Genomic DNA, 23,058 nt, shown 5'->3' with positions numbered 1-23,058 from the left:
AATGACCGCAGCAGTAACCGACAACAACGCCGGTGCGGCGTCGGCCCTTGCCGGGCGCGTCGTCCGCGTCATCGGCGCCGTCGTCGACGTGGAATTCCCGCGTGGCGCCGTGCCCGAGCTGTTCAACGCCCTGCACGCAGAGGTCACTCTGCCGTCCGTGGCGAAGACCCTGACCCTCGAAGTCGCGCAGCACCTGGGTGACAACCTGGTCCGCACGATCTCGATGCAGCCCACCGACGGCCTGGTGCGTGGCGCCCCCGTCAGCGACACCGGCAAGCCGATCTCGGTTCCCGTCGGCGACGTCGTCAAGGGCCACGTGTTCAACGCGCTGGGCGACTGCCTCGACGCGCCGGGCACCGGACGCGACGGCGAGCAGTGGGGCATCCACCGCAAGCCCCCGGCCTTCGACCAGCTCGAGGGCAAGACCGAGATCCTCGAGACCGGCATCAAGGTCATCGACCTGCTGACCCCGTACGTGAAGGGCGGCAAGATCGGTCTGTTCGGTGGTGCCGGTGTCGGCAAGACCGTTCTGATCCAGGAGATGATCACCCGTATCGCGCGTGAGTTCTCCGGTACGTCGGTGTTCGCCGGCGTCGGTGAGCGCACCCGTGAGGGCACCGACCTCCACCTCGAGATGGAAGAGATGGGCGTCCTCCAGGACACCGCCCTCGTCTTCGGCCAGATGGACGAGCCGCCGGGCACGCGTATGCGCGTCGCCCTGTCGGCCCTGACGATGGCGGAGTACTTCCGCGACGTCCAGGGACAGGACGTGCTCCTGTTCATCGACAACATCTTCCGCTTCACGCAGGCCGGCTCGGAGGTTTCGACCCTCCTCGGCCGTATGCCGTCGGCCGTGGGTTACCAGCCCACGCTCGCGGACGAGATGGGTGAGCTCCAGGAGCGCATCACCTCGACGCGTGGCCGCTCGATCACCTCGCTGCAGGCGATCTACGTGCCCGCCGACGACTACACCGACCCCGCGCCGGCCACGACGTTCGCTCACCTCGATGCGACCACCGAGCTCTCGCGTCCGATCTCGCAGATGGGTATCTACCCCGCTGTGGACCCGCTGACGTCGACCTCGCGAATCCTCGAGCCGGGCATCGTCGGTGCCGACCACTTCCGGGTGGCCAACGAGGTCAAGCGCATCCTGCAGAAGTACAAGGAACTGCAGGACATCATCGCCATCCTCGGTATGGACGAGCTCTCCGAAGAAGACAAGGTCACGGTCGCCCGTGCCCGTCGTCTCCAGAAGTTCCTCGGCCAGAACTTCATCGTCGCCGAGAAGTTCACGGGTCAGCCGGGTTCGGTCGTGCCGCTCGCCGACACCATCGAGGCCTTCGACCGCGTGTGCAAGGGCGAGTTCGACCACCTGCCCGAGCAGGCGTTCAACAGCTGCGGTGGACTCGACGACGTCGAGGCTGCAGCCAAGAAGATCGCCGGAAAGTAGGCCACCGTGGCTGAGATGAGCGTGGACATCGTTGCCGTCGAGGAGCGTGTGTGGTCCGGATCGGCGACTCTCGTCACCGCCCAGACCACCGAGGGCGAGATCGGCATCATGCCCGGTCACGAGCCCGTGCTCGGCCAGCTCGTCGAGGGTGGCGTCGTGTCCGTCAGGACCGCGGACGGTGAGCGGATCGTCATGGCCGTCCATGGCGGATTCCTCTCGGTGACCGCGACGACGGTGACGGTGCTCGCCGAAGCCGCCGACCGCGTGGAGGACATCGACGTCGAGGCAGCCAAGTCGACTCTGAACGATGCAGATCGTGACGAGTCGGAGATCGCAGCGGCCCGCGGCCGCCTGCGGGCTGTCGAACGAGCCTGATCGTCGAACAACGAGAAGCCGCGACGGAGCCGACGAGCAGTGTCACCTGGATTTCTGATTCTCAGTATCCTTGTGGTGCTGCTCGCGGTCTCCGTCGCGGCTTTGTTGTACCGCCTCTTTGCCCTGCGCGGCGGGGGTACCGCCGCCATTCTGCGAGTGATGCCTCAGAACGAGGGTTCCGGCTGGAGGCACGGAATCGTTCGGTACGGCGACGAGACACTCGCGTTCTACAAGCTTTCGAGCCTTCGGCCCGGACCCGACGTACGACTGACCCGTCAGGGCATCGATGTGCGTTCGCGACGGAAGCCGGAAGGCAGTGAATTCGACATCATGACCGAGGACATCGTGATCCTCGATGTGATCGACCGCGACGACTCGTACGAGATCGCGCTCGACAGCGGCGCTTTGATGGCCTTCATGTCCTGGGTCGAATCCAGGCCCGACGGCCGGTCGCAGCGCCGCCGCCCCCTCTAGAGGGACTTCCTCACGCGCCCGCTCCCGGCTTCCACAGCACGTCGCCGTCCGGGTTCGCGATCCGGCCCAGGATGAACAGCAGATCCGAGAGCCGGTTCAGGTACTTCGCGGGCAGGACGTTCGTGTCGTCGGGAGCCGCGTCCACCGCCGCCCACGCCGACCGTTCCGCACGTCGTGCCACCGTCCTGGCGGTGTGCAACAGAGCCGCCCCCGGCGTGCCGCCCGGAAGAATGAACGAGTTGAGCGGTTCCAGCTCCTCGTTGAATTCGTCGCACCAGCCCTCGAGCCGGTCGATGTACTGCTGGGTGATCCGCAGCGGCGGGTACTTCGGGTTCTCGACCACGGGCGTCGACAGATCCGCGCCGGCATCGAAGAGATCGTTCTGAATCTGTCGGAGTACCGGGATGAGCCGTTCCGGGAGCGCTCCCAGTGCGAGGGCCACACCGATCGCCGCGTTGGTCTCGTCGCAATCGGCGTAGGCGACCAGACGAGGATCGTTCTTCGAGACGCGCGAGAAGTCGCTGAGCCCCGTTGTTCCGTCGTCTCCGGTGCGCGTATAGATCCGTGTCAGGTGGACTGCCATGCGCGTCACGGTACCGGCTCTGCTCTTCCCGCGGACACGCCCGTTACGCTGTGTCGTTGTGAGTGAACGCTTTCTTGTCACAGGTGGGAACCGCCTTTCCGGCGACGTCGTCGTCGGGGGTGCCAAGAACAGCGTCCTCAAGTTGATGGCTGCGGCGCTGCTCGCCGAGGGCACCACCACGATCACCAACTGCCCCGACATCCTCGACGTGCCCCTGATGGCCGACGTCCTGCGTGGACTCGGCTGCGAGGTCGAACTCGAAGGCGACGCCGTACGCATCACGACGCCTGCCGAACCCGAGTACCGCGCAGACTTCGCGGCAGTGCGGCAGTTCCGGGCGTCGGTCTGCGTACTCGGCCCGCTGGTTGCACGCTGCCGCAAGGCGATCGTGGCGCTGCCCGGCGGCGACGCCATCGGCTCCCGTCCGCTCGACATGCACCAGGCGGGTCTGCGACTGCTCGGCGCCCATTCGTCGATCGAGCACGGATGCGTCGTCGCGGAAGCGGACGATCTGCACGGTGCCACCATCCGTCTGGCGTTCCCTTCGGTGGGAGCGACAGAGAACATCCTCATGGCCGCGGTCCTCGCCAAGGGGGACACGACAATCGACAACGCGGCCCGCGAACCCGAGATCGTCGACCTGTGCAACATGCTCGTCCGCATGGGGGCACGGATCACCGGTGCGGGCAGTACGACGCTGCGGGTCTCGGGAGTCTCGTCCCTCCGTCCCACCGAGCACCGGTGCATCGGGGACCGGATCGTTGCGGCGACGTGGGGGATCGCAGCTGTGATGACGCGGGGCGATATCGCCGTCCGTGGCGTCAATCCGAAGCATCTCGCGTTGGTGCTGGACAAGTTGCGCAGTGCCGGCGCCGAAGTCATGCCGTTGGCAGACGGATTCCACGTCGTGCAGAAGGAGCGGCCCCGTGCCGTCAACTTCGCGACGCTGCCGTATCCGGGATTCCCCACCGACCTGCAGCCCATGGCCATCGGTCTCGCGGCCATCGCCGACGGGACGTCGATGATCACCGAGAACGTCTTCGAAGCACGGTTCCGGTTCGTCGAGGAGATGGTGCGTCTCGGAGCGGACGCCCGCACCGACGGCCACCACGCGGTCGTGCGGGGAGTGGAGCAGTTGTCGAGTGCTCCCGTGTGGGCATCGGACATTCGTGCGGGCGCAGGTCTGGTGCTCGCCGGCCTGTGTGCGGACGGGGTCACGGAAGTGCACGACGTCTACCACATCGACCGTGGTTATCCGCGGTTCGTCGAGATCCTCCAGGAGCTCGGCGGAACCATCGAGCGGGTGGGTGTCGAGGAAGGCCGACTCCTGTCTCACTAGGGAGGAAACCCTGTTCGGGCCCTGTGTCCGGCGTCACCGGAAGCGATTTCGGTCCGGTCGGCGCCTCTCGGAGACATTCACCTGGGCTTTTCTCGAGGACTACCACCTCTGACCAGGCGATTTGGCAGGGAGTTGATCCTCGCGTAACTTATTCCAGGTCAGAGCGACACGGACACCGACCCGGGCCGAGAGGAACGGGACAACGAGGTTGGACGAAGGCGCCTGAACTTGGTTACGAGCCCCCGATTCTTCTGGTAAGGTCGGTGGCCCCGGAGGTCGAAGAGACCTCCTGATGGACAATCACCCCGGAGTGAACGAACCGGAAGGTTCGGGAGCGATGGTGTGTGCGTGTTCTTTGAGAACTCAACAGTGTGCCGATGAATGTCAGTGCCAATATTATTTGGTACTCCGCTCCATCGTTTCGATGGGGTGGGTATTTGCTGATCGTCTCATTCTTCCGTCTGGGATGGTCAGTGTTTTTGAGCTAGTTTGAGTTTTTTTGCTAGTGATTTGACTCTTTTGTCTTTGACTGATTGCCCCTTCGGGGTGATTGTGAGTCTTCAACGGAGAGTTTGATCCTGGCTCAGGACGAACGCTGGCGGCGTGCTTAACACATGCAAGTCGAACGATGAAGCCCAGCTTGCTGGGTGGATTAGTGGCGAACGGGTGAGTAACACGTGGGTGATCTGCCCTGCACTCTGGGATAAGCCTGGGAAACTGGGTCTAATACCGGATATGACCTCGGGATGCATGTTCTGGGGTGGAAAGTTTTTCGGTGCAGGATGAGCCCGCGGCCTATCAGCTTGTTGGTGGGGTAATGGCCTACCAAGGCGACGACGGGTAGCCGGCCTGAGAGGGCGACCGGCCACACTGGGACTGAGACACGGCCCAGACTCCTACGGGAGGCAGCAGTGGGGAATATTGCACAATGGGCGCAAGCCTGATGCAGCGACGCCGCGTGAGGGATGACGGCCTTCGGGTTGTAAACCTCTTTCACCCATGACGAAGCGCAAGTGACGGTAGTGGGAGAAGAAGCACCGGCCAACTACGTGCCAGCAGCCGCGGTAATACGTAGGGTGCGAGCGTTGTCCGGAATTACTGGGCGTAAAGAGCTCGTAGGCGGTTTGTCGCGTCGTCTGTGAAATCCCGCAGCTCAACTGCGGGCTTGCAGGCGATACGGGCAGACTCGAGTACTGCAGGGGAGACTGGAATTCCTGGTGTAGCGGTGAAATGCGCAGATATCAGGAGGAACACCGGTGGCGAAGGCGGGTCTCTGGGCAGTAACTGACGCTGAGGAGCGAAAGCGTGGGTAGCGAACAGGATTAGATACCCTGGTAGTCCACGCCGTAAACGGTGGGCGCTAGGTGTGGGTTTCCTTCCACGGGATCCGTGCCGTAGCCAACGCATTAAGCGCCCCGCCTGGGGAGTACGGCCGCAAGGCTAAAACTCAAAGGAATTGACGGGGGCCCGCACAAGCGGCGGAGCATGTGGATTAATTCGATGCAACGCGAAGAACCTTACCTGGGTTTGACATGTACCGGACGACTGCAGAGATGTGGTTTCCCTTGTGGCCGGTAGACAGGTGGTGCATGGCTGTCGTCAGCTCGTGTCGTGAGATGTTGGGTTAAGTCCCGCAACGAGCGCAACCCTTGTCCTGTGTTGCCAGCACGTGATGGTGGGGACTCGCAGGAGACTGCCGGGGTCAACTCGGAGGAAGGTGGGGACGACGTCAAGTCATCATGCCCCTTATGTCCAGGGCTTCACACATGCTACAATGGTCGGTACAGAGGGCTGCGATACCGTGAGGTGGAGCGAATCCCTTAAAGCCGGTCTCAGTTCGGATCGGGGTCTGCAACTCGACCCCGTGAAGTCGGAGTCGCTAGTAATCGCAGATCAGCAACGCTGCGGTGAATACGTTCCCGGGCCTTGTACACACCGCCCGTCACGTCATGAAAGTCGGTAACACCCGAAGCCGGTGGCCTAACCCCTTGTGGGAGGGAGCCGTCGAAGGTGGGATCGGCGATTGGGACGAAGTCGTAACAAGGTAGCCGTACCGGAAGGTGCGGCTGGATCACCTCCTTTCTAAGGAGCATTTCTCCCGGCGAGGGGTCACACAGGTGACTTCCTCACGGGCAGAGACTGTTTCGTTCCCGCAGGTGGAACGGCAGAAGCTCATGGGTGGAACGCTGACAAGCACTCTTCGGATCGTCTCTTCCACCTGGAAGGGATCGAAGGGTTATATCGGTGCACTGTTGGGTCCTGAGAGAACACGCAATGTGTTTGATCAGCGACGATGATCCGCGAAACAAGGAAATCAGTTTTCTTGCGGTAGGGGTTGTTGTGTGTTGTTTGAGAACTGCACAGTGGACGCGAGCATCTTTGTTGTAAGTGTTTATGAGCGTACGGTGGATGCCTTGGCACCAGGAGCCGATGAAGGACGTGGGAGGCTGCGATATGCCTCGGGGAGCTGTCAACCGAGCTGTGATCCGAGGATTTCCGAATGGGGAAACCCAGCACGAGTGATGTCGTGTTACCCGCATCTGAATATATAGGGTGTGTGGAGGGAACGTGGGGAAGTGAAACATCTCAGTACCCACAGGAAGAGAAAACAACATGTGATTCCGTGAGTAGTGGCGAGCGAAAGCGGATGAGGCTAAACCGAGTACATGTGATACCTGGCAGGGGTTGTGTATTCGGGGTTGTGGGGTTCGTTGTGTCGGCGCTGCCATGCCGGCCGACAGTGAGAAATCGTCGTGTTAGTCGAAGTGGTCTGGAACGGCCTGTCGTAGAGGGTGAGAATCCCGTAGACGAAAACACGGTGACTGTCGATTCGAATACCCGAGTAGCACCGGGCCCGTGAAATCCGGTGTGAATCTGTCGGGACCACCCGATAAGCCTGAATACTCCCTGGTGACCGATAGCGGACTAGTACCGTGAGGGAAAGGTGAAAAGTACCCCGGGAGGGGAGTGAAATAGTACCTGAAACCGTGCGCTTACAATCCGTCAGAGCCGATGCACGATTCAGTTCGTGGTGGGTGATGGCGTGCCTTTTGAAGAATGAGCCTGCGAGTTAGTGGCATGTCGCGAGGTTAACCCGTGTGGGGTAGTCGTAGCGAAAGCGAGTCCGAATAGGGCGCATGTAGTGGCATGTTCTAGACCCGAAGCGGAGTGATCTACCCATGGCCAGGGTGAAGCGATGGTAAGACGTCGTGGAGGCCCGAACCCACTTAGGTTGAAAACTGAGGGGATGAGTTGTGGGTAGGGGTGAAAGGCCAATCAAACTCCGTGATAGCTGGTTCTCCCCGAAATGCATTTAGGTGCAGCGTCGCGTGTTTCTCACCGGAGGTAGAGCTACTGGATGGTCTAGGGGGCCCACAAGCTTACCGAAATCAGCCAAACTCCGAATGCCGGTGAGTGAGAGCGCGGCAGTGAGACTGCGGGGGATAAGCTTCGTAGTCGAGAGGGAAACAGCCCAGATCGCCGGCTAAGGCCCCTAAGCGTGTACTAAGTGGAAAAGGATGTGGGATCGCTGAGACAACCAGGAGGTTGGCTTAGAAGCAGCCACCCTTGAAAGAGTGCGTAATAGCTCACTGGTCAAGTGGTTCTGCGCCGACAATGTAGCGGGGCTCAAGTACACCGCCGAAGCCGCGGCACTCACACAACACCCATTCGTTCCTGCGGGAACGTGTGCAGTGGTGTGGGTGGGTAGGGGAGCGTCGTGCAGCCGTGGAAGCGCCGGAGTGATCCAGGTGTGGAGGCTGCGCGAGTGAGAATGCAGGCATGAGTAGCGAAAGACGAGTGAGAAACTCGTCCGCCGGATGACCAAGGGTTCCTGGGCCAGGTTAATCCGCCCAGGGTGAGTCGGGACCTAAGGCGAGGCCGACAGGCGTAGTCGATGGACAACGGGTTGATATTCCCGTACCCGTGTATTCGCGCCCAATGGCGAATCAGTTGTGCTAACCGTCCAAAAGTTTCCGCTGTTCCTTCGGGAATTGTGGGGATGGCTGCACGGGACCCTGATTGTAGTAGTCAAGCGATGGGGTGACGCAGGAAGGTAGCTGGGCCAGGTGATGGAGTACCTGGTGTAAGCCGGTAGGGCGAATGGTAGGCAAATCCGCCATTCATGCAGCCTGAGAGGTGATGCGTACCCGTTGAGGGGAATTCAGTGATCCTATGCTGCCGAGAAAAGCCTCTAGTGAGTTGGTACACGGCCCGTACCCCAAACCGACACAGGTGGTCAGGTAGAGAATACCGAGGCGATCGAGAGAACTGTGGTTAAGGAACTCGGCAAAATGCCCCCGTAACTTCGGGAGAAGGGGGACCACGCTCGGTGACGGCCCTTGCGGTCCGAGCTGGGGGTGGTCGCAGAGACCAGAGAGAAGCGACTGTTTACTAAAAACACAGGTCCGTGCGAAGTCGTAAGACGATGTATACGGACTGACGCCTGCCCGGTGCTGGAAGGTTAAGAGGACCGGTTAGCGGAGCAATCCGCGAAGCTGAGAATTTAAGCCCCAGTAAACGGCGGTGGTAACTATAACCATCCTAAGGTAGCGAAATTCCTTGTCGGGTAAGTTCCGACCTGCACGAATGGCGTAACGACTTCTCTGCTGTCTCGACCACAGACTCGGCGAAATTGCATTACGAGTAAAGATGCTCGTTACGCGCGGCAGGACGAAAAGACCCCGGGACCTTCACTATAGCTTGGTATTGGTGTTCGGTTCGGTTTGTGTAGGATAGGTGGGAGACTGTGAAGCTCATACGCCAGTATGGGTGGAGTCGTTGTTGAAATACCACTCTGATCGTATTGGACCTCTAACCTCGGACCATGATCTGGTTCAGGGACAGTGCCTGGTGGGTAGTTTAACTGGGGCGGTTGCCTCCCAAAATGTAACGGAGGCGCCCAAAGGTTCCCTCAGCCTGGTTGGCAATCAGGTGTCGAGTGCAAGTGCACAAGGGAGCTTGACTGTGAGACTGACAGGTCGAGCAGGGACGAAAGTCGGGACTAGTGATCCGGCACCGGCATGTGGAAGCGGTGTCGCTCAACGGATAAAAGGTACCCCGGGGATAACAGGCTGATCTTCCCCAAGAGTCCATATCGACGGGATGGTTTGGCACCTCGATGTCGGCTCGTCGCATCCTGGGGCTGGAGTAGGTCCCAAGGGTTGGGCTGTTCGCCCATTAAAGCGGCACGCGAGCTGGGTTTAGAACGTCGTGAGACAGTTCGGTCTCTATCCGCCGCGCGCGTTAGAAACTTGAGGAAGGCTGTCCCTAGTACGAGAGGACCGGGACGGACGAACCTCTGGTGTGCCAGTTGTCCCGCCAGGGGCATGGCTGGTTGGCTACGTTCGGAAGGGATAACCGCTGAAAGCATCTAAGCGGGAAGCCTGTTCCAAGATGAGGTTTCTCACCCCCTCGAGGGGGTAAGGCCCCCGGCAGACCACCGGGTTGATAGGCCGGAACTGGAAGCCCAGCAATGGGTGGAGGTGACCGGTACTAATAGGCCGAGGACTTACCACGAAGATGTTACGCGTCCACTGTGCGGTATCTGAAACAACACACACAGATCCGAAAATCCTGCAGCAGCAGGTGATTCGAGGAATCTGCGTGGACTATTGTTTCATAGAGTTACGGCGGTCATAGCGACAGGGAAACGCCCGGTCCCATTCCGAACCCGGAAGCTAAGCCTGTCTGCGCCGATGGTACTGCACTCGACAGGGTGTGGGAGAGTAGGACACCGCCGAACACCCGTTCCGAAAGGGGACCCACACTGTGGGTCCCCTTTCGTGTTCTCCGGGCTCTCTCCGGACCGTCGGATGATTTCATCTCACGGGAAAGTACTCACGCTCCGAACGGTTCTCGGGTACGGTGCGCCCCTTTTCCATCGCCGGCGCCCGGCCGATCACGACCTCGTAACAAACACGCCCTGTTCCAGGCTATGCCTACTTATGTCGGTAACGTCCGCTCATGCACGATCGCACGGTTCGTGTGGGTTCGGCGTGTGAGCGCCTGTCGGGGGCGTTCTCGTCGACGACGAGGAGGGGCGAGACGATGACGAATCGATCGACTACGGGTACCGCCGGCAAGTTCACGGCGGTGATCGCGGGACTGGGACTCATCGGCGCGGCCATCACAGGATGTACGAGCGTCGACACCGACACCGAGGGCTCGACCCTCGAACGGCTCCAGCAAGAAGGCACCGTCACCGTCGGGTTCGCCGGCGAGGCACCCTACAGCTTCATGCAGGACGGCGAACTCACCGGCGCCACCGTCGCTCTGCACCGCGAGATCTTCAAGAACCTCGGCATCGACAACGTCGAAGGTGTGGCCACCGACTTCGGTGCGCTCATTCCCGGCCTGCAGGCCGGACGATTCGACGTCGTCAGCGCCGGCATGTCGATCCTCCCGCAACGTTGCGAACAGGCACTGTTCAGCGAGCCGGAGTTCAACTACACCACCGCACTCATGGTCCCGCAGGGCAACCCGGAACAACTCGCCGACATGCAGTCGATCGCCGAGAGCGGCGTCCGGATGGCCGTCATGACCGGCGCGATCGAAGCCGACTACGCGTCCGCCCTCGGCATCGACGCGATGCAGGTGGCGTCTCCCCAGGACGGGATGGATGCCGTCGTCAACGGACGCGCCGACGTCTTCGCCCTGACGGGTATCTCCTTGAACTGGATGAAGCAGAACAACGAGGGTGCGCCCGTCGACGTCACCGAGTCGTTCGTCGCGGAGATCGACGGGGTACCTCAGGTGGGCGCCGGCGGGACGGTCTTCCGCAAGGAGGACACCGAACTGCGCGACGCCTACAACGAGGAACTGGCGAAGATCACGTCCGACCCGCAGAAGTACCTTTCGATCGTCGGCGACTTCGGGTTCACGGAGGCCGAGATGCCCGATCCGGGGCTGACGACCGAGATGCTCTGCGAGGGCGTTTCCTGATCTCGGCTGCGTCGTAATGGATTTCGGTTCGAAGATCGAACTGCTGTGGAATTCCTTCCCCCAACTGTTCGACGGTCTGCTCGTCACCGTCGAATTGACCCTGGGGAGTGCGGTCTTCGCGTTCCTGCTCGCAGTGGCCCTCGGGCTGGCGGCAGGCGCGAAGAACCTCGTCCTGCGTGGCAGCGCGAGAGTGTTCATCGAGTTCTTCCGCGGTACTTCGCTTCTCGTGCAGCTGTTCTGGTTCTTCTATGTTCTGCCGTTATTCGGGTTCCGGCTCGAATCGATCGTGTGCGGGATCCTCGCGCTGTCGCTCAACTACGGCGCCTACGGAGCGGAGGTGGTGCGCGGTGCGATCGCCTCGGTGCCGAAGCCGCAAATCGAGGCGGCGACAGCGCTGAATTTCGGCTACTGGCAACGCATGCGACGGGTGGTCTTCCCGCAGGCCTGGGCCGAGATGATCCCGCCGTTGACCAATCTGCTCATCCAGCTGCTCAAGGGAACAGCACTGGCGAGTTACATCCTCCTGCAGGACCTCACGTTCCAGATCGAGCAGCTCCGTAGAGGCAGTGGCGACACCATCTTCGCGTTCGGTGTGGGGTTGGTGCTGTACTTCGTGCTCGGCTATCTGCTGACGCTGCTGATGAATGCGCTCGAGGTGCGTGCGAAGAGCCGACTCGGGACCGGTCCGACGCTCCGTGAGATCTTCGGGCTCGCCCCGGTCTTCGATCAGCCGGTGGGGGCACGCTCATGACCGTCGACTGGAGTTGGCAACGCGCGGCCGACGCGCTTCCGGTACTGCTCGAAGGATTCCGGATCACCCTGCTGGCCACGGTCCTCGGATTCGTGGTCGCCGCGGTGCTGGGGCTGGTCGTGGCCGTCGCCCGCCGCTCGTTGCCGAAGGTGCTCGCGACGGCGCTGTCCGCCGTCGTCCAGTTCATCCGGCTCACACCACTCGTGGTGCAGCTCCTGTTCGTGTACTACCTGCTCCCGCAGTTCAGTGCGCTGCAGATCGGCATCGCGGTACTGGGGATCCACTACTCGACCTACATGGCCGAGGTGTACCGGGCGGGCATCGACGCCGTGCCGAAGGGACAATGGGAGGCGTGCCGCGCCCTGTCGTTGTCGCCGATGCGTACGTGGCGTGCGGTGATCCTGCCGCAGGCCGTGCGCCGTGTCGTGCCCGCGCTGGGCAACTACGCGGTGTCGCTGTTCAAGGACACCCCGTTCCTGTTCACGATCTCCGTCGTGGAGATGGTGACCGCAGCCCAGCAGTTCGGTGCGCGCAACTTTCAGTACCTCGAGCCGCTCACGCTGGCCGGCCTGATCTTCCTCATCGCCAGCTACCCGACGTCGTTGCTCGTCCGCCGATTGGAGCGTCGCCTTGCCTATTGAGATGCACAAGGAAGCCGGTGCCGACGGCGACTCGCTTCCCGCCGCCAGCTCCGATGGATCCATGATCCGTTTCGACTCCGTGGTCAAGAGATTCGGCGACCACGTAGTACTCGACCACTTGGACTTCACCGTCGCCCCGGGGGAACGGGTCACGTTGATCGGTCCGAGCGGTTCGGGCAAGACGACCATCCTGCGCCTGCTCATGACCCTCGAGAAGATCGACGACGGTGTGGTGTGGGTCAAGGGCGAACCACTCAGCCACGAACGCAAGGGGACGCGTCTCGTCCCGGCCTCCGAGCGCTACCTGAGGACGATGCGCCGCAGCATCGGCATGGTCTTCCAGCAGTTCAACCTCTTCCCCAACATGAACGTGATGGAGAACCTCACCGAGGCTCCGGTCCACGTCCTCGGTCGCAGTAAGGCCGAGGCACGCGACCGTGCGCGGGAGCTGCTCGCGATGGTCGGTCTGTCCGACAAGGAGACCGCCCACCCCACGCAACTGTCGGGTGGTCAGCAGCAGCGGGTCGCGATCGCCCGTGCCCTCGCGATGGATCCGGAGATCCTGCTGCTCGACGAGGTGACCTCGGCCCTCGACCCCGAACTCGTCGCCGATGTGCTGGACGTGCTGCGGACGATCGCCGAGACGACCGACATCACGATGCTGATCGTGACGCACGAGATGCACTTCGCCCGCGACGTCTCCGATCGAGTGCTGATGTTCGATCGGGGTCGCATCGTGGAGGAGGGGCCGCCCGAGCGCATCTTCACCAGCCCCCGGGAGGAACGCACCCGCAAGTTCCTCGACGCGGTGCTGGCGGGAGAGTGAGGCCTGCCGTCAGTCCGCGCGCGGAATCGCCAGGCGCGTCGGCTCGGAACGACCGCGCAGGGTGATCTCCTCACCCAGTTCCCACCGTGCGCGTTCGTCCTCGGGGGCGAGCTGCACGGTGCGGGCCGACGCCGCGACGTAACCCGGAACGGTCTTCGCGAGATCCGACAGCCTCGCTGCTTCGTTGACCGGATCGCCGATCACGGTGTACTCGAAGCGTTCCTGCGCGCCGATGTTCCCGGCGACCGCACGACCTGCCGTAACCCCGATACCCGCGCGACACTCCGGGACTTCCTCGGCGAGGCGTCGCGCCATCCTCCTCGCGGCGCCGAGCGCGGAACCGGCGGCGTTGTCGAGGGCGACCGGCGCCCCGAAGATCGCGAGCGCGGCGTCGCCCTCGAACTTGTTGACGAATCCTTCGGCCGCGTGCACCTCTTCGACGACGACCGCGAAGAAGCGGTTGAGCAGCGCTACCACCTCTGTCGGTGGGCGACTTGCGGCCAACGCGGTGGACCCGACGATGTCGACGAACAACACCGCGACGTCCCGTTCCTCACCGCCGAGGACACCGGGATTGGCCAGCGCCGCAGCCGCGACCTCCCGTCCGACATGGCGGCCGAACACGTCGCGCAGTTTCTCGCGTTCGCGCAGGCCTTCGGCCATCCGGTTGAACCCCGTCTGCAGCTGCCCCAATTCGGTTCCGTCGTAGACGACGACCGCGGTATCGAAATCGCCCGACGCGATGCGCTGCATCCCGGCGCGCACCGATTCGATCGGCGCGATCGTCGACCGGATCGTGAGGAACATCAGCAGCGAGCCGGTGAGCAGACCGAGTCCGCCGATGGCGAGGATCGTGATCGCCAGGCGCGTCGATGTGACGGGGCGGATGAAGCTGAACACCGCGATGAACAGCAGACCGACAACGGGCACCGCGCTGCCCAGGGCCCACGCGAGCATCACGCGTCCGGTGGTGCCGGCCAGGCGCGGGCGACGAGGCGTCCCGACCTCGAGCGCGCGCGCCGCGATGGGGCGCAGCGCGAAATCGGTGAACATGTACGCGAATCCGCACACCGTGACACCGGCCAGGGTGATGGTCAGCGCGACCTTCGGGATCGTCTGCGGGTCGATGACCCCGAACCCGACGGTGAACAGGATCAACCCGATGAACCACAGTGCTCCCTGCTGGAGGGTGGTACGCCAGGGCATCCGCAACGCGATCCGCTGTTCCTGCAGGGTGGGCGGCCGGTTCTCCAGCGCCCACCGCAGCCTGCGGAGGGTCGCCCGGGTACCGAGCACCGATCCGACCACGACGGCCGAGACCACGTAGACAGGAGCGAGGATCGCGGTGATGACGAGGAAGTCGGAGGTCAGTACGGACGGGCCCGGGATCACGACGTTGATGAGAGCGGCCACGATCAGGGCACCGACGAGATGCGTACCGATCAGGGAGAACGTCAACAGGGTCTGGATCCTGATGCGTTGCCGTCGGATCGGTTCGGCAGGCTCTCCCAGGATGGCCGATCCGAGCGGGGCCGTGCGGTGACTGCGTGCGGGCATGGTCGTTCGAGACTAGTCGAGTCGATCCTCTAGGGTGGCTGTGTGCGTCTTGTGATTGCCCGTTGCCGTGTGGACTACATCGGACGCCTGACGGCTCATCTGCCGACGGCCCGACGTCTCCTCCTCGTCAAATCCGACGGTTCGGTGAGTGTCCACGCCGACGACCGTGCCTACAAGCCTCTGAACTGGATGAGCCCGCCCTGCTGGCTCGAAGAGGAGTCCGTCGAGGACGCCGAGGCCCTGTGGGTCGTCACCAACAAGGCGGGCGAGCAGCTGCGCATCACTCTCGAAGAGATCGACCACGATTCGAGCCACGAGCTCGGTGTCGACCCCGGTCTGATCAAAGACGGTGTCGAGGCGCACCTGCAGGAACTTCTCGCCGAGCACGTCGAGACCCTCGGGACGGGCTTCACCCTGATCCGGCGCGAATACCCCACGGCGATCGGCCCTGTGGACCTGTTGTGCCGTGATGCCGACGGAGCGACCGTCGCCGTGGAGGTGAAGCGCCGCGGCGAGATCGACGGCGTGGAGCAGCTCACCCGTTATCTCGAACTGCTCAACCGGGACCCGCTGCTCGCACCCGTCAGTGGCGTGTTCGCGGCCCAGCAGATCAAGCCGCAGGCGCGGACACTGGCCACGGACCGCGGCATCCGCTGCCTCGTGCTCGACTACGAGGCGCTGCGGGGCACCGAGAGCACCGAGTTCAGATTGTTCTGATCGTGCCGCGCCGCAACAGATCCCGCACCGGCCGCAAGCGCGGTGGGGCGGCCGACGAATCCCCGACCTACTTCGGGGCGACGGTGCGCACCGAGAACGGTCCCGCGGGGGCCGAAGGGGAGCGCTTCACCGTGCGCACCGTGCCGGGTTCGCGTGCCACCAAGCCGTACCGGTGCCCGGGATGCGATCACGAGATCGCGCCGGGAACACCCCATCTCGTCGCCTGGCCGACCGATGCGCTCGGCGGTGCGGAGGACCGGCGGCACTGGCACAGCGGATGCTGGGCGGGACGCGGGACCCGCCGACCGACCCGACGCTGGTCCTAGCCACCCTCACCGGTCGCTGCACGCCGGTCCGAGGGCACCCGTTAGCGGACGGTGCCCGGCGCGGACGCTCGCGGCGCCGTATCGCGGTCGGTGATCGCCCGACGCACCTCGTGGACGGCCGTGCGGATGATGTCGCGGTAGGGATCGTCGGGGAGTGCGGACAGGTGGTCCTGCGCGCGGTCGAGATGATCCGCGGCCGCCCGGAACGATCCGAGTCGTCGGCCAGGTTCAGGTGCAGGCTCGGATAGAAGCCTGCGACCCGGAGGGTGTCGTGGTGTCGCTGTGCGCGCTCGTCGGTGAGGGCATCGGCAGCGTCGAGGGCGCGGATATTCCAGACCAGGGACTCGGCGGGATCGTCGTGCAGGTCGGATCGGTGGGCGCGAGCGTCCGGGTGGCGATCCGGTACCGGTCGGTGGCGGTCAGCCTCACGCAGCCGGATCCGGTTTCCCTGTGCACGCCGTTCAGTACCGGGATGTCGGGGTCGTGACCGGTGGCGGCGGAGACCTGATCGACGGCGCCGGCGAGGACGGGTCCGGGCACCGTGCAGATCACGCGACGCGATTCGGCCCGCAGGGACGCACCGAGCGTCTCGGCGGCCCGTCGGAGCCGCTCGGCCTCCGTGGTCATCCCGGTGACGTGGTCGTCGAGCAGTCGCGCGGCCTCGTCCGTGTCGGCGGCGAAGAACTCGCCGATGGCGGGCAGCGGCATCCCGATCTCCCGCAACTGCCGCAGCCGGCAGGCGCGGGAGACCTGGGATCGGCTGTAGAACCGGTATCCCGTCGACGGGTCGACCTGCGCGGGGCGCAGCATGCCGGCGTCGTCGTAGAACCGCAATGCGCTCGCGGTCAGTCCGACGAGTTCGGCGAACACGCCGATCGACATCATCTCCGGGTCGGTCACCGGCCCATCATGGAGCTTCGACCGACTCGAAGGTCAAGCCCGACGGCCGGCGACCGTCAGTTGCGGACCTTGCTGGCCACGGCGGGGGAGCGACCCTGCACACCGGAACCGACCGAGGGGGAGCGATGCGGTGCCGAGGCGTTCGGCGTACGCGGAGTGGACTGCGATCCCTGCCCGCCGGTGTTCGGCTGCGCGGCCGAGTTCGGGCCGGAGACCGAGCCGGGGGCATCGCTCTTCGGGATCCGCACCGTCCGGTCGGCCTGCGGCATGGGCGTGGTCTTGTCGGTCTGCGGCAGCGGCGTGGTCTTGTCCGCCTTCGCGTCGGCCTCGGTGGATGCCGGCTCCGTCGGGCTCTCGTCGTCCGAGCCCTGCTTGTCGCTGCCCTGCTTGTCGCTGCCCTGCTTGTCGCGCGCCGTGCCGAGGACGGTCGTGCGGGGCTCGTCGAGGGAGATCTCCCGGTCGAGCAGTTCGCCCTCGCGGTTGATGCCCGCGAGCAGCGTGGGGACGTCGTCGAGTTGCTCGCGAACGGCGTCGAGCTGGCCGAGGATGCGTCCGCGCAGCACGCGGAGCTCCTCGGTGAGGTCGCGCGCGTTGGCGACCTTCCGCTCGGACTGTTCGGTGGCGCGGGCGAGCCGTCGTTCGGCTTCCTGCGTGGCTTCCTCGATGCGGCGCTCGGCTTCGGCCTTACTCGTCCGTTCGAGTTCGTCGAGGGCTCCGAGCAGCTTCGTGCGACGCTCGGACATCGTGATCTCGAAGTCCTGCTGCACCTGCTCGCGCTTGGCCTCGGCCTCGGCGTCGAGTCGCTCGGCCTCCGCGCGGGCAGCAGCCACGATCCGCTCGGCCTCGGCGCGGGCCGCAGTCATCGTCCGCTCGTGCTCGGCAGCGAAGGCGACGCGGGTGTCCTCGAGTTCGGCGAGCTTCTTCTCGTAGTCGCCCCGGAGGCGGATGCCCTCCTGCTCCGCCAGCGAGATCATCTCGGCGGCGTCGGCCTCGGCGCGGGCCCGCAGCTCGGAGGCCTCGTCGGAGGCGAGACGCAGCATCCGGGAGATGCGGTCGCTCATGCCCTCGGCGGTGGTGGGCGGCACCGACAGACGGTCGACGTCCTTGCGGAGTTCGTCGATCTCGTTGCGGGCGTTCTCGAGCTGACGGGCCAGATCGCGGGCCTGCGCGGCGGCGGCGTCGCGGTCGGTGGCAGTCACGCGCAGCTCGGCCTCGAACCGGGCGAAGTAGTTGGTCACCTCGTCGCGGTCGAATCCCTTCCGCACGATGGAGAACGGCAGGTGGCTGGGTGCGCGATCACGATCGAAGACCATGGAGACAATCTACCCGGTCCCTGCGGGTACGACCCGGATGCGCTCCCGCCCCATCCGTCTTCGGGAGCGCACCGGAACGGCCGTCAGTGAGCGGGATGTGCAGCCGGCTCGACGAGCTCGACGAGGACGCCGCCCGCGTCCTTCGGATGCAAAAAGTTGATGCGCGAATCGGCGGTGCCGCGACGGGGTGCGTCGTACAGCAAGCGGACGCCGCGCTCACGAAGCGCAGTGGAGACGGCATCGATGTCGGAGACGCGGTAGGCAAGCTGCTGCAGACCCGGGCCATTGCGGTCGATGAACTTCGCGATCGTGGATTTCTCGTTCAGCGGGGCGAGCAGCTGGATCATGGTGGACCCTTCGAAGGTCCCCGGAACGGCCAGCATCGCCTCGCGCACGCCCTGCTCCTCGTTGACTTCCTCGTGGGTGGACACGAGACCGAGGTTCTCGGCGTACCAGGTGAGAGCGGCATCGAGGTCGGGCACTGCGATGCCGACGTGATCGATGGCGGTGACGAGTCCGGAAGCGAGAACGGACGCCGCCGGAGCGGATGTGGGAGAGGTCTCGGTCATGCTCTAGACGGTAGCGGTACCGTTGAGTGCACTCCTATCGGGATTCAGGTGAATATCCGAGTGGAGTTTTCCGATCACATGCCGATCTTTCGGAGGAATGTCCCGTGAGCAGTTCTGTCATCGTCGCCGGAGCCCGTACGCCCATGGGGCGTCTTCAGGGCTCGCTCAAGGATTTCTCCGGATCGGATCTCGGTGGCGTGGCGATCTCCGGTGCGCTCGAGCGCGCCGGTCTGGCTCCTGAGCAGGTCGAATACGTCATCATGGGCCAGGTGCTCACCGCCGGCGCCGGCCAGATCCCGGCCCGTCAGGCGGCCGTCGCCGCCGGCATCCCGATGGACGTCCCGGCGCTGACCATCAACAAGGTGTGTCTGTCGGGCATCAACGCGATCGCGATGGCCGACCAGCTGATCCGCGCGGGCGAGTTCGACGTCGTCGTCGCCGGCGGCCAGGAGTCGATGAGCCAGGCCCCGCACATGCTCGAGAAGTCCCGCGCCGGCTTCAAGTACGGCGACGTGACCCTGCGCGACCACATGGCCTACGACGGCCTGCACGACATCTTCACCGACCAGGCGATGGGCAACCTCACCGAGTCGGCCAACTCCGGCGACCGCTTCGTCTCCCGCGCCGAGCAGGACGCCTTCGCCGCCGCCTCGCATCAGAGGGCCGCCCGCGCCTGGAAGGACGGCCTGTTCGAGGACGAGGTCGTGCCGGTGTCGATCAAGCAGCGCAAGGGCGACCCGATCGTCTTCGCCGCCGACGAGGGCATCCGCCCGGAGACCACCACCGAGTCGCTCGGCTCGCTGCGTCCGGCCTTCTCGAAGGACGGCACCGTCACCGCCGGTTCGGCCTCGCAGATCTCCGACGGTGCCGCCGCGGTCGTCGTGATGAGCAAGGCCAAGGCCACCGAGCTCGGGCTGAGCTGGATCGCCGAGATCGGCCGCCACGGCGTCGTCGCCGGACCGGACTCGACCCTGCAGTCGCAGCCGGCACGGGCGATCGCCAAGGCCTGCGAGCGTGAGGGCGTCGACCCGAAGGACCTCGACCTGATCGAGATCAACGAGGCGTTCGCCGCCGTCGGCATCGTCTCAGCCCGTGAGCTGGGCATCGATCCCGCGAAGGTGAACGTCAACGGCGGTGCGATCGCGCTCGGCCACCCGCTCGGCATGTCGGGCGCGCGCATCGTGCTGCACCTGGCGCTCGAGCTGAAGCGCCGCGGCGGCGGTGTCGGCGCTGCCGCCCTGTGCGGTGGTGGCGGCCAGGGCGACGCGCTCATCGTGCGGGTGCCCGAGAACTGACCCCTTTCTCTGAAGCATGATCACGGCCCCGGCGCAAGCATGCCGGGGCCGTGATGTCTCTCACTGAACTACGGCTTGTCGTAGGCCTTTCGGCACAATGGCCGCATGACCAACATCCTCGACGTGTCCACGCCCGCGAAACGATTCCGGCTGATCGCGATCTGGGAAGCGGTGACCTGGCTCGCCCTCCTGATCGCCATGTTCTTCAAGTGGGTGCTCGGCTACGAAGAGGCCATCGCGATCCCGGGCATGGTGCACGGCGTGGCCGGCTTCATCCCGTTCGTGCTCATCGCGCTCCTCACGGCGTGGTCGTTGAAGTGGGATCTCAAGACGACCTTCCTCGCCCTCGTCTCGAGCGTGCCCCCGTTCGGCACGATCGTCTTCGAGCGCTGGGCCGTGCGCACCGGTCGCCTCGGAGAGCTGTCCGCTCCCGCCACCCGCGAGGACGCCACCGCGACCGTCTGACCTCACGGCGACGTCCCCCGGTCCGCGCAGCACGATTCGGACCACTCGTGACAAAATGGTGGATGTGACTCGACCCGGTTCCCGTCCAGCACGTTCTGCCGCCGTCGCCGCGGCGATGTCCGGCGCGGTGGATCTCTCACCGCTCAAGGAGAGGGCCTCCGCGCCGCCGCCTCCGCCTCCGTCCGGTGGCGACGGCGCCGCACCCGGTGCCATCGCCCCGATCGTGGACGTCACCGAAGCGACGTTCGAGACCGAGGTGCTGCAGCGGTCGATGCAGGTGCCCGTGATCGTCGACCTGTGGGCGACCTGGTGCGAACCGTGCAAGCAGCTCTCACCCGTTCTCGAGAAGCTCGCGAACGAGGCAAACGGTGCGTGGGTCCTTGCGAAGGTCGACGTCGACGCGAACCCGCGGATCGCCCAGGCCTTCGGCGTCCAGTCGGTGCCCACGGTCGTCGCGATCGCGGCCGGCCAGCCGCTCGCCGACTTCCAGGGCGTGCAGCCCGAGCCCGCGCTGCGTCAGTGGCTCGACGCCATCCGGAACGCCGTCGCAGGCAAGCTGTCGGGCCCGCCCGGCGCCGAGCCGGAGGAACAGCCCGCCGACCCGCGTTTCGAGGCTGCCGAGCAGGCACTCGAGAACGGCGACTTCGAGGGCGCCGAGGCGGCCTACCAGCTCGTCCTGAACTCCGAGCCGAACAACACCGAGGCGCAGGCCGCGCTGCGCCAGGTGCGTTTCCTGGCCCGCGCGAGCAAGATTCCCGAGGATGCGATCGAGCGCGCCGATGCCGCTCCGAACGACCTCGAAGCCCAGTTCACCGCGGCCGACGCCGAACTGTTCGCGCAGCAGCCGGAGGCGGCCTTCGGTCGTCTCATCGAGTTCGTGCGTCGCAGCGCCGGGGACGAACGCACCGCGGCACGCACCCGGCTCCTCGAACTGTTCGAACTGTTCGATGCCGCGGATCCGGTCGTGGTGTCGTCGCGCCGCAAGCTCGCGATGGCCCTCTACTGATCCGTACCGATCCGCCGGACCGGCCGCTCACCACTCGTGGTGGGCGGCCGGTGTCGTCTCAGCGGTAACGGCCGGTGCAGCCCGCCTCGCCGCCGAGGACGCCGGTGCGGAAGGCATCCACCCGCGCGAACCCGCTCGGCACCGTGTTGCCGTTGACGTCGCTCGCGGCCAGACCGTCGGTGAGCAGGCCCGAGACCGCCTCGTCGAGGTCGCCGGGGGACAGCCACACCAGCACCTGGCTCGGATCGACGTTCGAGGCGAGGGTGCTGTCCGGGCTCAGCGCGGCACTGATGACCCCCGACAGGCACGCCGCCCGCAGCGCCGTGCGCGGCTCGGTGAGCGACTGGCCGGCCTCCTTCTGCACCGCGAGAGCGTAGCGGGAGGCGACGAGCACGTAGGCGTTGTAGTCGCCGCGGACACCGGGATCGAAGCCGCTTCCCGGCGGGGCGGCCGTACCGCGCTCGCTCAGTGCCTCCATGTCGACGCCCACGGTGTTCGTCGCGGGGCAGTACGACACCGGTGAGGTGGCCCGGGCGTCCGAGCACCCGAGGTCGGCGCCCGACAGATCGAGTTGCGGCAGGGCGTCCAGGTCGAAGACCTGGTGGAACGACTCGAAGATCGCCTCGACCGACTCGTCGGTGACCGGCAGTTCGCCGTCGTCTGCGGAGTTGTAGTACTGCGGCAGGTCGGCGCGGCGCGACTCGATCTCGGCGGCGTCGATGCGTGCACATGAGCCGGCCCCGTCGGTGAATCCGATCTGCACGGCCGTCACGCGTTCGAAGGCCGAGCCGTGGATCGAGTCGGGGTCGTTCGGATCGGCGTCGCGGAAGAGCACCATCGACGCGAGCACGTTGTTCAGCCCGTCGGAGGTGTCGAGCTGGAAGTGCGTCGACCGGCCCTCCGCGACGTGCCGCATGAACGCACCGGCGAAACAGTCGGCCTGCTGCTCGAACACGATGCCGGGGTCGTCCTCGGCGACCAGCCCCGCCGTGTGCTGGACGGCGTGCCCGTATTCATGAGCGAGGACCGTCACCGCGGCCATCGGTCCGAAGCTGTCGATGAGCTGCGGCATCAGGTAGGTGCGGTCCCATCCGATCTCGTCACCACCGCTGCAGTAGGCCGCGTTGATGAAGTCGTAGGTGGGTTTGCCGCAGAAACGCGGGCCCCGTCGCTCGGACGGATCCCACGACACGATCGTCTCGACCGGGCGGAAGGTGCCCCGGGCGACCGACGCGAACTCCTGACGCCAGTACTCCTCGATGTCGGCGATCGCGTTGCCGGCCAGGACGTCGACGGGACCGCCGTCGGTGTTCTCGATCTCGATGTCCGCATCGGGCACCCCGCTGCGCGGACCCGACGCCCCGGAGGTGACGGGCAGCCCCGCCACGGTGAAGGGGTTGTCGTAGATCGACACCGCCGTTCCTTCGATCCGCTGGGCGCAACCCGCCAGCAGGACGACGGTCAGTGCGGGCACCACCAGTCGCGCGAACCGATGCGTCCGTCGCATGTCGTTGTGCTCCTGTCGTCGG

The 23,058-nt window shown here is 64.9% G+C and carries 18 protein-coding genes, 3 rRNA genes and 2 pseudogenes; 16 read left to right on the top strand and 7 right to left on the bottom strand.

Annotation, left to right across the window (positions count from 1 at the left end; genetic code table 11):
- The first annotated feature begins 1 nt into the window (after window position 1).
- Genes atpD through BLV31_RS17645 form a run of 3 tightly spaced genes read left to right on the top strand, consistent with a single transcriptional unit; the run spans window position 2 to window position 2,299 of the window.
- Window positions 2–1,450 carry a F0F1 ATP synthase subunit beta gene (gene atpD / locus BLV31_RS17655; RefSeq protein ID WP_016692470.1) on the top strand — a complete coding sequence of 483 codons (1,449 nt, stop codon included), beginning with the start codon at window positions 2–4 and terminating at the stop codon, window positions 1,448–1,450.
- Between the two features lie 6 nt (window positions 1,451–1,456).
- Window positions 1,457–1,825 (top strand): F0F1 ATP synthase subunit epsilon, encoded by a 369-nt coding sequence (locus BLV31_RS17650; protein WP_006552597.1) that lies wholly within the window; start codon window positions 1,457–1,459, stop codon window positions 1,823–1,825.
- A gap of 39 nt (window positions 1,826–1,864) precedes the next feature.
- Window positions 1,865–2,299: a DUF2550 domain-containing protein gene (locus BLV31_RS17645; protein ID WP_024103706.1), complete on the top strand. Its 435-nt coding sequence runs from the start codon at window positions 1,865–1,867 to the stop codon at window positions 2,297–2,299.
- A gap of 10 nt (window positions 2,300–2,309) precedes the next feature.
- Here the strand turns inward: BLV31_RS17645 and BLV31_RS17640 are convergent, their stop codons facing one another.
- The gene (locus BLV31_RS17640; protein ID WP_064062109.1) at window positions 2,310–2,882 is read right to left on the bottom strand and encodes a cob(I)yrinic acid a,c-diamide adenosyltransferase; all 573 of its coding nucleotides are present in this window, start codon (window positions 2,880–2,882) and stop codon (window positions 2,310–2,312) included.
- Between the two features lie 58 nt (window positions 2,883–2,940).
- Here BLV31_RS17640 and murA point away from each other — a divergent pair, with 58 nt between their 5' ends.
- From murA to ehuA, 8 genes are all read left to right on the top strand, one after another.
- A complete protein-coding gene (gene murA / locus BLV31_RS17635; protein ID WP_019288974.1) occupies window positions 2,941–4,221 on the top strand; it encodes a UDP-N-acetylglucosamine 1-carboxyvinyltransferase in 1,281 nt (426 codons plus the stop codon).
- A gap of 560 nt (window positions 4,222–4,781) precedes the next feature.
- Window positions 4,782–6,303, top strand: a 16S ribosomal RNA gene (locus BLV31_RS17630).
- A 300-nt stretch (window positions 6,304–6,603) separates the two neighbouring features.
- Window positions 6,604–9,738 (top strand): 23S ribosomal RNA (locus BLV31_RS17625).
- Window positions 9,739–9,847: 109 nt separating this feature from the next.
- A 5S ribosomal RNA gene (rrf, locus tag BLV31_RS17620) occupies window positions 9,848–9,964 on the top strand.
- Together the 16S, 23S and 5S rRNA genes form the textbook arrangement of a ribosomal RNA operon.
- Window positions 9,965–10,269: 305 nt before the next feature.
- The gene (gene ehuB / locus BLV31_RS17615; protein ID WP_006554718.1) at window positions 10,270–11,163 is read left to right on the top strand and encodes an ectoine/hydroxyectoine ABC transporter substrate-binding protein EhuB; all 894 of its coding nucleotides are present in this window, start codon (window positions 10,270–10,272) and stop codon (window positions 11,161–11,163) included.
- Window positions 11,164–11,179: 16 nt separating this feature from the next.
- A complete protein-coding gene (gene ehuC / locus BLV31_RS17610) occupies window positions 11,180–11,914 on the top strand; it encodes an ectoine/hydroxyectoine ABC transporter permease subunit EhuC (RefSeq protein ID WP_006554719.1) in 735 nt (244 codons plus the stop codon).
- Entirely contained in the window at window positions 11,911–12,555 is a 645-nt protein-coding gene (ehuD, locus tag BLV31_RS17605) for an ectoine/hydroxyectoine ABC transporter permease subunit EhuD (protein WP_006554720.1), read from the top strand. The genes ehuC and ehuD overlap by 4 nt, the downstream gene beginning before the upstream one ends.
- A gap of 61 nt (window positions 12,556–12,616) precedes the next feature.
- Entirely contained in the window at window positions 12,617–13,381 is a 765-nt protein-coding gene (gene ehuA / locus BLV31_RS17600) for an ectoine/hydroxyectoine ABC transporter ATP-binding protein EhuA (RefSeq protein ID WP_024100498.1), read from the top strand.
- A gap of 9 nt (window positions 13,382–13,390) precedes the next feature.
- Here ehuA and BLV31_RS17595 read toward each other — a convergent pair whose 3' ends face one another.
- A complete protein-coding gene (locus BLV31_RS17595) occupies window positions 13,391–14,938 on the bottom strand; it encodes an adenylate/guanylate cyclase domain-containing protein (RefSeq protein WP_033096416.1) in 1,548 nt (515 codons plus the stop codon).
- Window positions 14,939–14,980: 42 nt separating this feature from the next.
- Between BLV31_RS17595 and nucS the strand changes: the two genes are divergently transcribed.
- Together nucS and BLV31_RS17585 are read left to right on the top strand one after the other, a co-directional pair.
- Window positions 14,981–15,655, top strand: a complete 675-nt coding sequence (gene nucS, locus BLV31_RS17590) for an endonuclease NucS (RefSeq protein WP_006554723.1) — start codon at window positions 14,981–14,983, stop codon at window positions 15,653–15,655.
- A 2-nt stretch (window positions 15,656–15,657) separates the two neighbouring features.
- Complete coding sequence (locus tag BLV31_RS17585) at window positions 15,658–15,981, top strand: Rv1322 family protein (protein WP_064060679.1); 324 nt, start codon at window positions 15,658–15,660, stop codon at window positions 15,979–15,981.
- A 41-nt stretch (window positions 15,982–16,022) separates the two neighbouring features.
- Here the strand turns inward: BLV31_RS17585 and BLV31_RS25545 are convergent.
- The 4 genes and pseudogenes from BLV31_RS25545 to mce all read right to left on the bottom strand — a co-directional run.
- Window positions 16,023–16,351 (bottom strand): annotated as a pseudogene (locus BLV31_RS25545) (hypothetical protein); the annotation flags it as partial.
- Between the two features lie 68 nt (window positions 16,352–16,419).
- A pseudogene (locus BLV31_RS17580) lies at window positions 16,420–16,863 on the bottom strand (MerR family transcriptional regulator); the annotation flags it as partial.
- A gap of 74 nt (window positions 16,864–16,937) precedes the next feature.
- A complete protein-coding gene (locus BLV31_RS17575) occupies window positions 16,938–18,194 on the bottom strand; it encodes a coiled-coil domain-containing protein (RefSeq protein ID WP_064060680.1) in 1,257 nt (418 codons plus the stop codon).
- An 83-nt stretch (window positions 18,195–18,277) separates the two neighbouring features.
- Window positions 18,278–18,763, bottom strand: coding sequence for a methylmalonyl-CoA epimerase (gene mce, locus BLV31_RS17570; RefSeq protein WP_033096419.1), 486 nt, complete (start codon window positions 18,761–18,763; stop codon window positions 18,278–18,280).
- Window positions 18,764–18,867: 104 nt separating this feature from the next.
- Here mce and BLV31_RS17565 point away from each other — a divergent pair, with 104 nt between their 5' ends.
- The 3 genes from BLV31_RS17565 (at window position 18,868) to BLV31_RS17555 (ending at window position 21,529) form a co-directional block, all read left to right on the top strand.
- Window positions 18,868–20,058, top strand: coding sequence for an acetyl-CoA C-acetyltransferase (locus BLV31_RS17565; protein ID WP_064060681.1), 1,191 nt, complete (start codon window positions 18,868–18,870; stop codon window positions 20,056–20,058).
- Window positions 20,059–20,163: 105 nt separating this feature from the next.
- The gene (locus tag BLV31_RS17560) at window positions 20,164–20,523 is read left to right on the top strand and encodes a DUF3817 domain-containing protein (RefSeq protein WP_006554730.1); all 360 of its coding nucleotides are present in this window, start codon (window positions 20,164–20,166) and stop codon (window positions 20,521–20,523) included.
- A gap of 115 nt (window positions 20,524–20,638) precedes the next feature.
- On the top strand, window positions 20,639–21,529 hold the full coding sequence (locus BLV31_RS17555) for a tetratricopeptide repeat protein (RefSeq protein WP_019288978.1): 891 nt from the start codon (window positions 20,639–20,641) through the stop codon (window positions 21,527–21,529).
- Window positions 21,530–21,587: 58 nt separating this feature from the next.
- On the opposite strand, the gene BLV31_RS17550 is transcribed toward BLV31_RS17555, so the two are convergent.
- Window positions 21,588–23,036, bottom strand: a complete 1,449-nt coding sequence (locus BLV31_RS17550; protein WP_019288979.1) for a neutral zinc metallopeptidase — start codon at window positions 23,034–23,036, stop codon at window positions 21,588–21,590.
- Window positions 23,037–23,058: the final 22 nt, after the last annotated feature.

Origin of the sequence: Rhodococcus pyridinivorans, assembly GCF_900105195.1 — a bacterium.
Classification (GTDB): domain Bacteria; phylum Actinomycetota; class Actinomycetes; order Mycobacteriales; family Mycobacteriaceae; genus Rhodococcus; species Rhodococcus pyridinivorans.
The sequence above is the reverse complement of the archived record's forward strand: the minus strand, read 5'-3'. Positions and strand labels throughout refer to the sequence as shown.

Bases quoted from the DNA above. Each gene is read 5' to 3' on its own strand.
- atpD (WP_016692470.1), top strand. From the start codon at position 2: ATGACCGCAGCAGTAACCGACAACAACGCCGGTGCGGCGTCGGCCCTT.
- BLV31_RS17640 (WP_064062109.1), bottom strand. From the start codon at position 2,882: ATGGCAGTCCACCTGACACGGATCTATACGCGCACCGGAGACGACGGA.
- ehuB (WP_006554718.1), top strand. From the start codon at position 10,270: ATGACGAATCGATCGACTACGGGTACCGCCGGCAAGTTCACGGCGGTG.
- ehuC (WP_006554719.1), top strand. From the start codon at position 11,180: ATGGATTTCGGTTCGAAGATCGAACTGCTGTGGAATTCCTTCCCCCAA.
- ehuD (WP_006554720.1), top strand. From the start codon at position 11,911: ATGACCGTCGACTGGAGTTGGCAACGCGCGGCCGACGCGCTTCCGGTA.
- ehuA (WP_024100498.1), top strand. From the start codon at position 12,617: ATGATCCGTTTCGACTCCGTGGTCAAGAGATTCGGCGACCACGTAGTA.
- BLV31_RS17595 (WP_033096416.1), bottom strand. From the start codon at position 14,938: ATGCCCGCACGCAGTCACCGCACGGCCCCGCTCGGATCGGCCATCCTG.
- BLV31_RS17575 (WP_064060680.1), bottom strand. From the start codon at position 18,194: ATGGTCTTCGATCGTGATCGCGCACCCAGCCACCTGCCGTTCTCCATC.
- mce (WP_033096419.1), bottom strand. From the start codon at position 18,763: ATGACCGAGACCTCTCCCACATCCGCTCCGGCGGCGTCCGTTCTCGCT.
- BLV31_RS17560 (WP_006554730.1), top strand. From the start codon at position 20,164: ATGACCAACATCCTCGACGTGTCCACGCCCGCGAAACGATTCCGGCTG.
- BLV31_RS17555 (WP_019288978.1), top strand. From the start codon at position 20,639: ATGTCCGGCGCGGTGGATCTCTCACCGCTCAAGGAGAGGGCCTCCGCG.
- BLV31_RS17550 (WP_019288979.1), bottom strand. From the start codon at position 23,036: ATGCGACGGACGCATCGGTTCGCGCGACTGGTGGTGCCCGCACTGACC.